Genomic DNA, 13,679 nt, shown 5'->3' on the forward strand with positions numbered 1-13,679 from the left:
ACAGGCGTCCCATGACACCGCAGGACATCATCACCCGCCATCTGTGCATGGCGGTCGATGTGGAGAAATACAGCAGGCTCGACACCCCGCATCAGGAGGCCGCGCAGGCCGACCTGGTGCGGATTCTGGAAGACGCGGCGGTCCTCAGTGGACTCGACCGGACCCGGTGGGGCCGGCAGGCACAGGGCGACCAGGAGTTCACCGTGCTTCCTCAAGACACCTCGGAGGCGGCCCTGCTCGGCGACTTCGTCCGGCACCTGGCCGCGACGTTGGCCGAGCGCAACCTCCGACACGACGCGGCCAAACGGCTCCGGCTGCGCCTGGCATTCGACATCGGCGTGGCCCGCACCGCCGCCCTGGGCTACAGCGGCCCCACCCCGGTCTCCGTGGCGCGATACCTGAACGCCCCGCAGCTCAAGCGCGTGCTGGCCGCCGTGACCTCGACGAACCTGGTGGTCATCGTCGCCGACCGCCTCTACCAGGACGTGGTCCGGCTGCGCGCGCACGGCCTGAATCCCGAGGAATACGCCCGGGTGCACATCCAGCAGAAAGAGTTCACCGGCTACGGCTGGATTCACCTTCCCGGGCACGGCCCGGCCGACATCCGGGCTGCGGTCGCACGTACCTCGGCACCTGCTCGGGCGTCCACCGCCGAGGTGAGCAACGGCGAGAGCCGCAACGCGACCACATCAGCGCGAGAGTTGGGAAGGTCCCGCATGAACACCCCCGCAGAGATCGCCGCCCTCGCCGCCAGCGCTGTGATCGGAGCCATGGCCACCGACACCTGGGCCTACGTCCGTGCGCGCTGCGCGGCGTTACTCGGCAGGCATGCGCCGGAGGCGAGTGAACAGATGCTTCATCAGCTCGACGCCTTCGAGCAGGCTCTTGCGGGCCAGGACCCCGCCGCGCGTGAGCACCTTGCGGCGCATTTCACGCAGCGCACCGCTGAACAACTCGCCGTCGTCGCGGACCGATCCGCGGAGGCCGCCGAGGCCGTGCGCCTCCTCGCCATGGTGCCGCCCGCCACATCCGCCCCGAGCGGATTCCGCTCCGGCCAGGTGTTCACGGACATCGACACCGGCGGCGGCGACTTCATCGCGAGCGGCCGCGACACCAACGTCTGGAAGAAGGACCGATGACCACGGACGAGGAGCTGTACCAGGACTTCCCGGACGACTCGTCTCCGGCCCAGGGCGTCGCCCCGTTCCGCCCCAGCCTGAAGGACGTCAGCGTGGGCGGCAACATGAACCTGGCGATGCGCGACGTCAACATCTACACGTATGTGGCCGGGCTGGCGCTGCTGAGCCCCCACCCGGTCGACCCGCGGCTCATCCTCCCCGACCACCTTTTCGAGACCCCGCACATCACGCTCGACGAGCCGGCGGCTGATCCCGCCGCCCAGATCAACCCGCTGGGCAACGCGGTCCTCGCACTGCTCGGCCCCGAGGGCTCGGGACGCCGCACGACGGCACTGCGTCACCTGAACGACATGATCAAGGACCTGACCCGGATCTTCGAGCTGTACCCCGACTGGGAGGAGCCGGACGCAACCCGCCTCCCCTGCGAGCCCCAAACCGGGTACCTCCTCAACCTGACGGGAGTCCACGAGCCGCTCGGCGAACGTTTCCACGAGCAGCTCGCCGAGTACGGAATCCGGGCCCGTGCCGTGGGCGCCAGGTTGATCATCGTCGCCACCGAGCGAGTGTGGGAGGGCGGTCTCGCCGACAGCCGCGCCACCCCGGCCGCCGTGATACGGATGCGGCGACCTTCCGCGCTGAGGATCGCCCGCCGGGCCATCATGTCGCATGCCGAGCGTGCGGTCCGCGCCGCATGGCTCGATGATCCCGAGAGCGTGTTCGCCGGACTGCTGAGCGGCAACGAGTCGCCGCAGGAGGGCGTGCGGCTGGCCGACGTCGTTCTGCAGGCCAAGGACAAGCGGGACGGTGAGGCCCGCGACCGTTTCCTCGGCTGGGAGCACAAGCTCACCGAATGGTTCGGTACCGACGACGCCCGCGCACCCGAACGGCGGGCCCTGCAGATCGCGGCGGCCTTCCTCGACGGGGCCCCGGCACGCACCGTCCTGGACGCTGCGGACCTGCTGCTGGCCGATGCGGCACTCAACTGGCCACCGCGCAAGGGCGGTCCGCTGGCCGGCGCCGACGACACCGAGCGGTGCACGGCGGCGGGTCTGGACTTCAGGGAGGGCAGGGTCTCCCTGTCCGCCATCCGCCCCGGAATCGACCAGGCGCTGCTTCAGCACGTATGGCGCAAGCGCCCGCAACTGGTCCCCATCCTCATGCGCTGGCTCTCCGCGATCAGCAAGCCGAAGGGCATCGCCCAGGAAAGCCTGCCCCGGCTGGCCGAGGTCCTGACCACGATGGCGAAGACCGAGGGACTGGACAGCGTTTCCTGGCTCACCCATGAATGGCTGCGGGGCGGGAGCCGCCACGCCGACCTTGCCGTCGATCTCGTCGACCGGCTGGCCACCGACGTGCGTCTGGGGCCTGCGATGCGCAAGGAGCTCTCGCTCTGGGCCAAGGCGCCGACCATGCCGGAACGCCAGCAGGCCGTCATCGCCGTATGCCGCGGACGCCTGGGCCGCGAGTATCCCCACATCGCGCTCACCCGACTGAGGTACGTTCTCGACAAGGCGGGCGAACCCGGCGTGCGCGAGGCGGCCGTTGCCGCGCTCAGGAATCTGCTGGGCAACCCCGAACTGTCCCCGCACGTCCTCAACGCGCTCGTCCAGTGGACCACCGCCTCGACCCCCGGGGCGCCGAGCGGGACCGTCTTCCTCGACGTGTTCGCCGAAGCCGCGGCCGGGGACGCCGAGCCGACGGCGTACGGGCTGCTGCGCGCGGAGGGAGCGCGGGGCGATGCGGTCAGGAAACTGCTGCGCGACGGCTGGCGCGCGGTCTGGCGGCGGCAGGAACTACGCGCCCGGGCGGCGACCGTGCTCGGCAGCTGGTGCGACGCGGTGGGAACCGAGAACGGCCCGACGGCGGAGGCGGTGGAGGAGATCGTTGCGGTGATCTTCCCCGATGAGGCGGACGCTCTCGGCGACGACCTGAACCGGGTCATCGGCGGCACAACTCCCTTCCGCAGCCGCCTCCGTGCCCGATTCGTCGACGTAGTCAGGGAAAGGGCCGCGCGCCGTTCGGCCGACCACGCGGACCGAGCGGCCTGAGGAGCGTGACCGTGTTCCGTCGCAACCGCGCCCGAGGCGTTGCGCGGAGCGGGTGGGGAGGGCCGGCCTCGGCCTTCTCCACCCGGTTGCCCAGCGCCGACCACGCACTTCACTTCGATGCCGTCATCACTCACAGGTGGGAGCCGAGCGGTGCTTCGGGGAGCATCCTGCATGGCGATGCGGTGGCCAGGTCTCTCGTGAGAGACGTCGCCGCGAGCGTTGCCGAGCGGTACTCGGTCGTGCAGGCGGACGATGCCGAGGCCGCGATCAACCGCGAGCTGTCGACACCGATCAGGTCCGACTCCCGGCTGAGCGTAAGCGGTCGGACGGCGCTGAGCGTGTCAGAAGAGACCAGCGCGGCCGCGCAACGACGCGAAGCAGCCGTGCAACATGAGCAGGTGAGGGCAGCTGCCGAACTCGCGCGCCTGGAAGCCCTGCGGGAACTGCTGCTTGACCGTCGGCTTGGGCTGGCCTGGTGGGTTGACCGATACGCCGACGCGCAGTTCGCCGTGGGGGACCCCGCCGCGAAGACCCGATCCGTGCTCACGGCCTTCGGACTGCTCACGGACGCCCTGCGCGCCGATATGGCGCGCGGCCGACCCGACGAGAACGCGGCGATCAGGGCACGCGTAGAGGAACTGCTCGCCGCCTTCCACGACCCGGCGACCCGCACGCGAGCCATCGATCTACTGGACACCATCCTCCAGACTCTCGTGCCGCCGCCGCTTGGCGCCACGAGCGGTGGGGAGACGGGGAGCGCCGCGTAGCCATAACAGCTCGGGAAACCGCAGCATCGCCCCCCGGCCGGGCACCGTAACGCCTTGAGCTGTGTCGTGTGGATGTCCGTGCGGACCTGTACGTCCGCTCAAGCGGCTCAAGGCCAGGCTGGAGCCGGTCACCGCGCTGATCGACGCGCAGGATGCGGAGCTCGCGGAGGCTAAGCCGGCGCGGAGCGCCGCGCAGGCGGCGTTGAGGCCGTTGCGGACCAAGGCCGGGCATCCGCGGGCGCGATGTTGCGGGACAGGCGGCGGACCTCGCGGCCGACCTGCGCGAGGTCTCGTGGGGGGCCCAGGGAGGGGGCCGAGCTGTGCCCCGGGATGGCGACGGGCTCGGTGACGATCCGCTGGCGTCCAGAGGGCTGGCACCTCGCCCACACCGGGCGCAGCAACGGGCCGGGGCGGCCTGCTATCGGCCACTCCCCGGGAACCGGTACACTCCTGACTGGCGGGCCTGCCCGAGCCGTTCGTAGAGCCGGTTCGCTGTCCGCCGTGAGGGACGCGACGCCAGGTCCACGGTCCGGGCACCTGCCTGCTCTGCCAGGCACAACGCTTCCTTCGCCGGCGCAGCGCCGGCCCCCTGGCCCCGGGCGTGCTCGTCGTCGGCCACGTCCTCGATGCGGGCCCGCAGCCCGGACCGGACGGGGAACGTCACCAGCGTGAGCGTGCCGACGATCTCGCCTCGGACCCGGGCCATCAGCACCGTGTTGGTGCGGCAGGTTCACCAGCCGTGTCACCGCGTCGCGATCCAGCGGCGCCGCGGTCCGCGACAGCTGCGGGAGCAAGCGGGCGAACGCCGCCACCACCTCGTCACTCCCCGCGTCACTCTCGCGGAGACGGCCGGTGGTATGACCGGATGACGCCGGTCGCCTCCCGCGTGACAGCGACGTCGTCAGCCCACGCGGAAGCCCAGGTCGCGGACGCGGCCACCGCGTCCGCGTCGTAGTCTCCCGGCTCCGCCATGGCGTCGTGGGGGAGTCGCGGTAGATCTCGGGCGGGGTCTCGCGCATCTCGCGGAAGAATCCGACGTAGATCATGGGGCAGTCCTTCTCAGCGGGGCACGAGGGGGAGGAACGTGCGCCAGTATCCGTCGTTGGCGATGATGGGCTGCTGTCCGGGCCCCGGGGCGTCGTACGTGGAGGAGTACGTGCCGGCCCGTATGACGCGGCTGCCTTCGAACGTCCGGGTCCCCCTGGCGTCGTGGCCGGGGAGGGTGTTCGGCCAGGTGGCGTCGGTCGGGTTGCCGGCCTCGTCGTAGGCGTAGCGCTCACTCCAGCGTGTCCCTTGCACTGCGGTGACGTGCCCGGCCGCGTCGAGGGTGAACGCGGTCTCGCCGCGCTCCGCGTCATGTACGCCGACCAGTTGCCCGCCCGGCTGGTAGACGTAGGAGTGGTTCTCGACCATGCGCTCGGGCGTGGTGGCCGTGGACCCGGTGAGTCGTCCGAGTGCGTCCCAAGCGTACTCGAAGGTGCCGGAAGTCGCCGAATTCGGCGGCGGTTTGGCGCCCGGCGGCGTCGCAGGAGAAGCCCAGGACGCGTCCCGCGGCGTCGAGTTCGGCCCGACGGCCGGCGAGGTCGTAGCCCTACTCCGTGACGGCGCTGACGGGGGCCGTGCGGGCGAAGCGCTGTCCTGCGGCGTCGTAACGGATGGTGAGGCGGCGGCCGTTCACCGTCTCGCTGAGGCCGCGCCCCATGGCGTCGCGTTCCCAGAGGATGTCCGCGTCGGGGCCCGTGGCGCGGGTCATCGCTCCGAGGGTGCTGTACTCGTACGAGGTCAGGGCGCCGTCGACATCCTTGGCGGTGATCTGGCCGCGCGCGTCACAGGCGTAGGAGACGCTCTGGCCCAGTGCGTTGCTCCGGCGGGTGCCCCGCCCTGCGGCGTGCACCTGACCTGGCTCTCGGCGTGGTAGCCGATGCCCAGGTGCGGGTAGCGGCCCATAGCGGCGAGGGCGGGGGCCGGAGACGAGCTGGTCGATCAAACCGCCGTTCCATCGCGGCCGGCGGCTGCGTCTCATCCGCCTGGATCGGACCGCTCCTGGACGAGTTCTTGCCGGCCACAGATGCAACTTCTGTGATCGGCACACGCCGCTCGTGAGCTGATTTCTCCGGCGGCGAGCACGGGCGCCTTCGGCGCAGACGACGTGTTCACTTCGTCGGAGGGCGAGACGGAGCAGCAGGTTGCCGTCGACTGTGAAGGTGAAGGGCTCGGCGAGGTCGTCTGAGGGTTGTTGGGCGAGCCATGCCGAGAGGTCTCCGCGGGAGGTGATGGCGTGACCGGCGGCTTCAGGCCGGGCTCTGGCGAGGTGTTCCCGGGGGCCGATGTAGGGATAGAGCTTCACGTCTCTTCGCCGGGGGCTGCCAGTGGGCCAGGTCCTCGAGTGATGCCGTGCGGGCTTCGCTTGTGTAGTGGGTTGCCGTGTTCGGAAGCAGAGGGGCGGGGTTTCCTGGTCCCCAGTACTCCCAGCCGTCGAAGAAGTAGTGTCCGGCGACGATGGTCCGAGGGCCGGCGCCTGTGGGGCCGGGCGCCGTCTCAAGCCGCAGTTCCTCGGAGAGTCGGCGCAGCAGGCCGCTGATGTCGGCCTCGCTTGCCGGGGCGTGGCTGCCCCAGATCCGTGCCCAGGCCGCGGGGTGGGTGGCCGGTTCGTCGGCGAGGCCCACCCATGCCTTGCCTGCGGCGGCGAAGACGCAGGCGGTGTGCTGTGCGAAGAGGCGGATGCTGAGGCAGGTGGTCATGCGCGTATGAAGAACTCGATGAGGACGTCGGGAGACTTTTCTCCGCGGCCGACTCGGTCCGCGATCTCGGCGGTTCGGTGGTGGCCTCCGGTGATGTGGACCTGGGAGCCAAGGTAATTGATGCTGTCTCCGGGGGCCGGTCGCCGAATCCGCACGACTCCCCTCCACAGCCGCATCCGCGCCCGATTCGTTGACGTGGTCAGGGAAAGGGTCGCGCGCCGCTCGGTACGGCCGTCGCGGCGCATGCGGTGCGGCGGCGTTGCCGGGACTGGGAAGGGGGTGAGCGGCGGTCCCGGGCCGCGGAATCGGTGATGCCGTCGCCGGGGCGAGGTCCGTATCGTTCGGCGGGTGAGTCTCATCGAGGCGGCGTCCGGGCGGGTCGAACTCCTGGTGCGGGGGCCGGGGACGCCGGCGGCCTCTGTCCGGCTGTTCGACTGGTCGCGGGTGGACGAGTACGAGACGGCCTTCGCGGTGGAGGCCGTTGCCGAGGGGGTGCGGGCGCGGCTCGACACGGTGACCATCACCTCCTGGGACGACATGGATGCGTTCTTCGACGGCCTCGCGCGTGACTTCCGCGGGTGGGCGGGGGAACGGGTCTGGAACGGCAACAACCTGAAATGGTGACGGCGACCTTCGGGGCGGGCGGTCACGTGCGTCTGGGCTGGACCCTTCGGTCCGGCCTTTTCCCCGTCGACTGGACGTGCACGGTGACGACGGTGATGGAAGCCGGGGAGGGGATGACGGCTGTGGCTGCGGAACTGCGGGAATTTCTCCGCCAGGGGGAGGCCGCCCACGGCCGCTTCATGCGGGTGCCGCTCCGTGCGGCTCCGCTCCGAGCGGGCGCAGTTCCGCTCCCAGCGGGTGCCGTTCCGTGCGGGTGCCGCTCAGGCGGGCCGGGGGACACGCGGCTTTCCGCGGCCGACGGTCCTGTGGCCTCGCCTGGCGGCAATCCGCAGCTCCCGGCGGTCAGTCGCACCGGCCGCACAGGAACCCGCGCCGCTCCGGGAGCCGGGACCTGGCCGGCACCGGCACGGGCGCCCACCGGCCGCGGGCCGACCGGCGCGGCGGCGGGCCGTACGGCGACTGCCAGGCCGGCCGGTCGGTTCGGCCCGGGCCGCCCACGCCACGGCGCCGGACGACCTGCTCCGGGAGCAGTGCGGCCGCCGGGCCGGGCCCGTTGCCACGCAGCGGGTTCGGGAACGCGCGTTGCGGGGAACGCCCGTTCACCCGCCCCAGGACGGTGGGCCCGGCGCCCTTCCCGCGGCCGGTGTACGGCGCGAGGAGCCAGGCGTCGAGGAACTCGTGGTTCACAGGGATGTGGAAGCTGCCGTTCGCCGCGAAGCGGCCGAGGGCGCGCGGGTGGCAACGGCGGAGAACGAACGGCAGGAAGGCGGGCATGAACACCCGGTTCTTGGACACAGAGATACACCGGTTCCAGTGAGAAGACCGCAGCGAAAAGGAGCGCGGCGCACAGCGCGACGGATCAGCGCTCGAGGGATCTCACTCGGTGTACAACGGCGTGTCCTCGACGGGGTGACTGCGGGCGGGAACACGGTAACGGCACCCGGGAGTGCGGCTCCACCGACTTTTGGCCGGGTGGCCGCCTCCGATCGGCCCGGAAGCCGCGCCGGTCGAGCGTGAGGACCGCGTCGGTGCCGTAGTCGGCGGCCAGGGCCACGTTCACCGCGTCGGCGAGGTCGAGGTCGAGGGCGCGGTGGCGGGCGCGCACCGACTGAGCGGCGGCCAGGTGGTCCTCGGTGATCTCCGGGACGGCGACGCGCCCGCGGCGCATCCAGCGGCGCATTGTTCGGCGCCGCCGGCCCGTTGCGGTCCGGGGCGAGCCCGGGAGGCCGCGGATCAGGGCGGGGTGGCTGCCTGGAGTTCCCGGGTCAGGCGCGCGAGCGTGTGCGGGACCCTGCGTACGGCCATGCTCTGCCGGAGGAGCGGGAGGTCGGCGCCGTGGGCGCCGAGGTGGGCCAGCAGGGGCCGGTATCTGTCGGGGCGGTCGCGGAGGAACTCGGTGGTCAGCCGGAGCTCCAGGCTCACGCAGTCGATGCGGTGCCCGCCGCGGACCACGGTGACGAAGTGCCGCCACGGGCCGGGGCCCTGGCACTCCCACCCGTCCTCGGCGCACGGCGATTCGACCGTGCTGATCTCGAAGCGGATGCCGTCCAGGCTGTAGCAGGCAAAGTACTGCCCGGACGCCTCGATCCACCGTGGCGCCGTCACGCACGGCAGGCCCGCCAGGGCCTGTGCCACGGCGTCGACGTCCTGGCGCCGGGCGACGAGGAGGTCGACATCGCCCACCGGCACGTCGACGCCCTGCAGGCAAGCAGCCGCCGTGCCGACGAGCCGGTGTTCCAGCCTCGGCACGACGGCCCTGATGAGGTCGAAGCCGCGGCTCAGCACCGCGTCCAGCTCGTGGCGGTCGCGCGGCGGCCGGGTTCGCGGCACATCCATGGCAGACAGGATGCCCGCCGGGTCTGACACCGCCGCCCGCCGGCCACCGGCCCGCGCCGCCCGCCGGCCACCGGCCCCCGCCGCCCGCCGGCCACCGGCCCCACCAACCCCACCGCCGCCCACGGCACCCCCCTTGCCCGGTCGACGCGGATCGGCCGGCCGGGATCAGCCCTTCGTGGCCGGGCGGGGCAGGCGGATCGACGAGATGAGGAAGAAGATTCCCCCGAGGGTGGCGTAGCCGGCGAGGGTGGTCAGCGAGGGGTCGTCCTGCGCGGCGCTGCGGATGAAGGAAGCACCGGCCAGGGCCGAGATGCCGCCGCTGAGGATCATGGCCCACTGGCCGCCCAGCGGCCGGCGCGCGACGCCGACGAGGAGCTGGACCAGGCCGGAGAGGATCGCCCACGCGCCCCAGACGCGCAGCACGTCGGCGACGCCCGAGGCGCCGGCGACCGCGACGCCGGCGGTGGCCAGCGCGCTGACGGCCATGTTGACGTACAGGCCCTTCACCGGCCCGGCGACGCGCGCCGAACTGGCGTCGACGACGGCCGCGGCCACGTCGAAGGCGGGATAGAGGACCAGCAGCAGCCTGACCCAGGCGGTGAGGTCGGAGCCGGACACCAGGAGGAGCGCCGCCCAGGCGACGGCGAAGGCGAAGCGGACGACGTACAGCCGTCGCAGGGCGGGCGTGGTGGCGAGGCGCGCGGTGGATGTGGTGGATGCCATGAGGTCCTCCGGTGAGTGCGGAAACGGGTGCGGGACGGGTCCGGCCGTCCACGGCCGGGGCGTGTGGCTTCCCCCGGGGCGGCGCGGCGTGTGGCAGCAGCACGGAACGCGGGAAGCCGCCCCGAGGTAGAGAGAACGCTCTCTCTCGTTGAGAGACTGGCACACCCTCGGCCGGTTAAGCAAGAGAGACCGTTCTACCTGCTACAGTCGGCGGTATGAATCAGACGGAAGCGCGCACCGGCAGGAGGGTCTCCGAGGCCAGAGAGCGGCTCCTGAGGACGGCCGGGCAACTCTTCTACGCCGAGGGCATCCACGCGGTGGGCGTCGACCGTCTGGTCGCCGAGTCGAAGGTCACCAACGCCACCTTCTACCGCCACTTCCGCAGCAAGGAAGACCTGACCGTCGCCTACATCGAAAGCGTCGACCACGCGATCCGCACCCAGGTCGGCTCCCTGACGGCCACGGACGCGCCGGCCGACGACATCCTCCGCGGCATCGGCGCCTCCCTGGCCGAGCAGATCCGCTCGCCCGGCTACCGCGGCTGCGCCTTCCTCAACGCGGCGGCGGAGTACCCCGCTCCCGACCACCCGGTCCACCGGGCCGTCGTCCAACACCGCGAGTGGTACCTGCAGACGGTCACCGGACTCTTCGCCAAGATCACGGAAACCTCCGCCGCATACGCCGGACGGCACTTCGTCATGCTCCGCGACGGCGCCATGAGCGCCGGCTACCTCGGCGACCCCGTCCAGGCCGGCGAGACCCTGCTGCGCGGCATCGACGGTCTGCTGCGCGTCCACCAGAGCCGCGAGTCCGACGAGGGCGCCGCTCCCGCCTCCGGCCAGGCGCCTTCGGCAGCCACGGCGGTCTCCGACATCGCCTGCTCGCCCCCCGGCGCGTAACCCCCCGGCGGCCCGGCCGACCGCGCCAGGCGCCGAGGGCGGCCGGGACGAGCCGCGCGCCCTCGTTGCCCGAATCCGGCGCACGGAACGCACTTGCGCCGGCTCACACCCCGGCGCCGCAGCGAAACGTGCCTCGCCGCCCCGGACCGTCTCGCCCCGCCGCCCCGGAACGTGGCGCGTTCTCACCGCCCCGCGCCCGCCCCCGGCTCCGCGGTGCGGGCGGCGTGGGCGGTGCGGGCGGTGCGGGCGGCGTGGGCGTACCGGGTGGCGAGGTCCCCGAAGGCGGCGGCCAGTTCGGGCGGGCCGATGACCTCGATGTCCGCGCCGAAGCCCCCGATGGCCGCGGCGAGCCCGGTCCAGGACCAGGAGCCGAGGACGAGCCGGCAGCGGTCGGGGCCGAGTTCCTCGACGATCCCGCCCTCGGCGAAGGGCGCGACCTCGGCGGCCGGAAGGTGGAGGACGACGTCGCCGCGGCAGGGCCAGTCCTCGGTGCTGCCGTCGCCGCCCCGGAACCGGCCGGTGACGAAGGCGGAGACGTCGCCGCCGGGAAGCGGACGCGGGGCGAAGCGGGGGCCGGTGGGGGTGCGCGGCCGGACCCGGTCGGCGCGGAAGATGCGCCAGTCCTCGCGATCCAGGTCCCACGCCACCAGATACCAGCGATGGCGCCACACCACCAGGTGGTGCGGCTGCGCGCGGCGAAGATCGCCCGCGGAGCCCTGACCCGGGGCGTAGTCGAAGCGCAACTCCTCCCGGGCGTGGACGACGCGGCTCAACTCCACCAGCAGCTCCGGATCGATCCGCGGGGTGCCGCGGCCCGCGGGAGGCGGGACGGCGGTGAGGCGCAGCAACTCCATCCGGCGGCGCAGGCGGGCAGGCATGACCTGGCGCAGGGTGGCCAGGGCACGGGCGGCGTCCTCGCCGACCGCGGTGCCCAGGGGCGCGGTCTGGAGGGCGAGGGCGAGCGCGACGGCCTGGCCCTCGTCGAACAGCAGCGGCGGCAGGTGCGCGCCGGCCGCCAGCCGGTAGCCGCCGGCCGGCCCCTTGACGGTGGTGATCGGGTAACCCAGCTCCCGCAGGCGGTCGATGTCCCGGCGCACCGTGCGCGGGGTGACGTCGAGCCGCCCGGCGAGTTCCCCGCCCGACCAGTCACGGTGCGCCTGGAGCAACGACAGCAGCGCAAGCAGCCGCGACGACGTCTTGTGCATGCCCCTCACCCTCCCCGCGGTAGCGGACACACCCTGTCCGCTACGGCTCCTACCGTGGCGATCGCGCACCCGCCGTTCGGGAGCAACCCCGGCCACGGCGGGCCACCGCCGAGCCGGACGGACGGCCGGCGCAACAGCCACTTCAACGCAGGCAGGGAGCAGGCCATGCCCATCACGACCACCACCCACCTCAACTTCCGGGGCACCGCCCGGGAGGCACTGGACTTCTACCAGTCCGTGTTCGGCGGGCGTACCGTCGCGGTCACCTACCGGGACGCCGGCGCCGTACAGAACGAGACCGAGGCGGACTGGGTGACCTGGGGCGAGGTGGCCGGCGACAACGGCTTCCACATCATGGCCTACGACGTGCCCTCCCACCTGCCGTGGAACCAGGGCGAGAACCCGTTCTTCGTCTCCGTGCGCGGCGAGGACGCCGAGGAGATCAGCGCCCTGTGGGCCGGGCTCGCCAAGGGCGCGACCCTCGTGCGCCCGCTGGAGCCCGCGCAGTGGTCACCGCTGTACGGCATGCTGACCGACCGCTTCGGCGTCACCTGGGTGCTGGACGTCGCCGCGCCGCACCACAGCTGAAACCGCGCCCGCACCGCCCGGCCGCCCGCGCAGCCACGACGACGACCGGGCGGCGCGGGCGCTTCGGGCGGCGCGGCCACCTCGGAACGCCCGGCGCCCCGGAACACCGGCCACCTCGGAACGCCCGGGCGCAACGAGCGCCTTGGGCAACGAGCGCCCCGCGCACGGCGGCAGCCGACCGCGGACGTGCCCCACCTCGGTACGGATCAGCCGTGGCGTTGACCGCTCAGCCGATCGCCCTGACGGGCGCGCTGCTGCGGCCGCGGCGTCGACCGCTCAACTCGGCGTCGAGCGTCTCCTGGGCCACGCGCATGGCCCCGGCGTAGACGGGGTCCGCCAGCCGCTGCCACATCTCCTCCTCGGCGACCTCCGCCACCCGGCTGACCACCCACCAGATGGTGCCGAAGGGGTCCTTGACGCGCCCGCCGCGCTGCCCGAAGGCATCGTCCGCCGGCGCGGTGACGACCTGCCCACCGGCCGCGACGGCCCGCGCGAGCGCCTGGTCCGCGTCCGCGACGAACACCCGGAGCAGGCTCGGCATCGCGGGCCAGTCCGCGTGCCGGTCGAACGCCAGCACCACGGTGTCGCCCACGCGGATCTCACCGTGACCGATCAAGCCGTCCTCGGTCACCACCCGCCCCAGCTCCTGTCCGCCGAACGCCCGGGAGACGAAGTCGAGGAAGGCCCCCGTGTCGTCGGTCACGACCCACGGCGCCACCGTGGTGTACCCCTCGGGCTGGAAGTTGATCTGCTCCGGCATACCGGTCCTCTCGCCGACGTTGCCTGCCAACGCCGACGCTAGCGACGAAAGAGGCACGCCTCTTTCCTGAACAAGCCCAGGCCCCACGTACCCCCTCGCCGACCTCGCCGAGTGCTGTGTTCCGCGGCTCGTACCCCGGCCTGTTCAAGCACTTCTCCGACCTGGCCGGCCAGTACGCCCTCGCGAACAAGCCCGTCTTCCTCACCGCGACCGGCGGCGGGGATCACCACGCGCTGGTCCTGGAACACGCCCTGCGCCCGTGTTCACCTCCCGGCGCGGTACGCTCCCGCGGCCCACTCCCGGCGACGGCGACCGCGAGGGGCACAGCCGGGTCTCCGCGGTAGGTAGT

The 13,679-nt window shown here is 72.5% G+C and carries 14 protein-coding genes and 3 pseudogenes; 8 read left to right on the plus strand and 9 right to left on the minus strand.

The genetic code is table 11. The features are described 5' to 3' along the window. The first annotated feature begins 11 nt into the window (after positions 1-11). The 3 genes from D7294_RS22105 to D7294_RS22115 all read left to right on the plus strand — a co-directional run bounded on the left by D7294_RS22105 (position 12) and on the right by D7294_RS22115 (position 3,954). Positions 12-1,139, plus strand: a complete 1,128-nt coding sequence (locus tag D7294_RS22105; protein WP_120682475.1) for a hypothetical protein — start codon at positions 12-14, stop codon at positions 1,137-1,139. Then, positions 1,136-3,187 (plus strand): hypothetical protein, encoded by a 2,052-nt coding sequence (locus tag D7294_RS22110; RefSeq protein WP_120682477.1) that lies wholly within the window; start codon positions 1,136-1,138, stop codon positions 3,185-3,187. Before D7294_RS22105 ends, D7294_RS22110 begins: the two co-directional genes overlap by 4 nt. 197 nt (positions 3,188-3,384) lie before the next feature. Further along, the gene (locus D7294_RS22115) at positions 3,385-3,954 is read left to right on the plus strand and encodes a hypothetical protein (RefSeq protein ID WP_147450891.1); all 570 of its coding nucleotides are present in this window, start codon (positions 3,385-3,387) and stop codon (positions 3,952-3,954) included. Between the two features lie 418 nt (positions 3,955-4,372). On the opposite strand, the gene D7294_RS22120 is transcribed toward D7294_RS22115, so the two are convergent. The 3 genes from D7294_RS22120 to D7294_RS22130 all read right to left on the minus strand — a co-directional run bounded on the left by D7294_RS22120 (position 4,373) and on the right by D7294_RS22130 (position 5,848). Further along, the gene (locus D7294_RS22120; RefSeq protein WP_338325686.1) at positions 4,373-4,660 is read right to left on the minus strand and encodes a GNAT family N-acetyltransferase; all 288 of its coding nucleotides are present in this window, start codon (positions 4,658-4,660) and stop codon (positions 4,373-4,375) included. Between the two features lie 353 nt (positions 4,661-5,013). Further along, positions 5,014-5,367 (minus strand): hypothetical protein, encoded by a 354-nt coding sequence (locus tag D7294_RS22125; protein WP_120682481.1) that lies wholly within the window; start codon positions 5,365-5,367, stop codon positions 5,014-5,016. Between the two features lie 178 nt (positions 5,368-5,545). Further along, entirely contained in the window at positions 5,546-5,848 is a 303-nt protein-coding gene (locus D7294_RS22130; RefSeq protein ID WP_120682483.1) for a hypothetical protein, read from the minus strand. 1,195 nt (positions 5,849-7,043) lie between these two features. On the opposite strand from D7294_RS22130, the gene D7294_RS33770 reads away from it, so the two are divergent. Both D7294_RS33770 and D7294_RS33775 read left to right on the plus strand, forming a co-directional pair. After that, on the plus strand, positions 7,044-7,319 hold the full coding sequence (locus tag D7294_RS33770; protein WP_277751109.1) for a DUF6228 family protein: 276 nt from the start codon (positions 7,044-7,046) through the stop codon (positions 7,317-7,319). After that, positions 7,313-7,414 (plus strand): annotated as a pseudogene (locus D7294_RS33775) (DUF6228 family protein); the annotation flags it as partial. The gene D7294_RS33770 and the pseudogene D7294_RS33775, both read left to right, overlap by 7 nt. A gap of 247 nt (positions 7,415-7,661) precedes the next feature. Here the strand turns inward: D7294_RS33775 and D7294_RS32290 are convergent. From D7294_RS32290 to D7294_RS22150, 4 genes and pseudogenes are all read right to left on the minus strand, one after another. After that, entirely contained in the window at positions 7,662-8,114 is a 453-nt protein-coding gene (locus D7294_RS32290) for a DUF1062 domain-containing protein (RefSeq protein WP_174248408.1), read from the minus strand. Between the two features lie 187 nt (positions 8,115-8,301). After that, positions 8,302-8,499 (minus strand): annotated as a pseudogene (locus D7294_RS22140) (PIN domain-containing protein); the annotation flags it as partial. 53 nt (positions 8,500-8,552) lie between these two features. Then, complete coding sequence (locus D7294_RS22145; protein WP_147450892.1) at positions 8,553-9,155, minus strand: hypothetical protein; 603 nt, start codon at positions 9,153-9,155, stop codon at positions 8,553-8,555. 165 nt (positions 9,156-9,320) lie between these two features. Continuing rightward, the gene (locus tag D7294_RS22150; protein ID WP_120682486.1) at positions 9,321-9,878 is read right to left on the minus strand and encodes a hypothetical protein; all 558 of its coding nucleotides are present in this window, start codon (positions 9,876-9,878) and stop codon (positions 9,321-9,323) included. A 215-nt stretch (positions 9,879-10,093) separates the two neighbouring features. On the opposite strand from D7294_RS22150, the gene D7294_RS22155 reads away from it, so the two are divergent. Next, positions 10,094-10,777 carry a TetR/AcrR family transcriptional regulator gene (locus D7294_RS22155; RefSeq protein WP_120682488.1) on the plus strand — a complete coding sequence of 228 codons (684 nt, stop codon included), beginning with the start codon at positions 10,094-10,096 and terminating at the stop codon, positions 10,775-10,777. 182 nt (positions 10,778-10,959) lie between these two features. On the opposite strand, the gene D7294_RS22160 is transcribed toward D7294_RS22155, so the two are convergent. Then, positions 10,960-11,982, minus strand: a complete 1,023-nt coding sequence (locus tag D7294_RS22160; RefSeq protein ID WP_120682491.1) for a helix-turn-helix transcriptional regulator — start codon at positions 11,980-11,982, stop codon at positions 10,960-10,962. Positions 11,983-12,147: 165 nt separating this feature from the next. Here D7294_RS22160 and D7294_RS22165 point away from each other — a divergent pair, with 165 nt between their 5' ends. After that, a complete protein-coding gene (locus tag D7294_RS22165; RefSeq protein ID WP_120682493.1) occupies positions 12,148-12,570 on the plus strand; it encodes a VOC family protein in 423 nt (140 codons plus the stop codon). Between the two features lie 226 nt (positions 12,571-12,796). On the opposite strand, the gene D7294_RS22170 is transcribed toward D7294_RS22165, so the two are convergent. Then, entirely contained in the window at positions 12,797-13,330 is a 534-nt protein-coding gene (locus D7294_RS22170) for a VOC family protein (RefSeq protein WP_120682495.1), read from the minus strand. 116 nt (positions 13,331-13,446) lie between these two features. On the opposite strand from D7294_RS22170, the pseudogene D7294_RS34105 reads away from it, so the two are divergent. Next, a pseudogene (locus D7294_RS34105) lies at positions 13,447-13,590 on the plus strand (NAD(P)H-dependent oxidoreductase); the annotation flags it as partial. Positions 13,591-13,679: the final 89 nt, after the last annotated feature.

Origin of the sequence: Streptomyces hoynatensis (assembly GCF_003626535.1) — a bacterium.
In the GTDB taxonomy this organism is placed as follows: domain Bacteria; phylum Actinomycetota; class Actinomycetes; order Streptomycetales; family Streptomycetaceae; genus Streptomyces; species Streptomyces hoynatensis.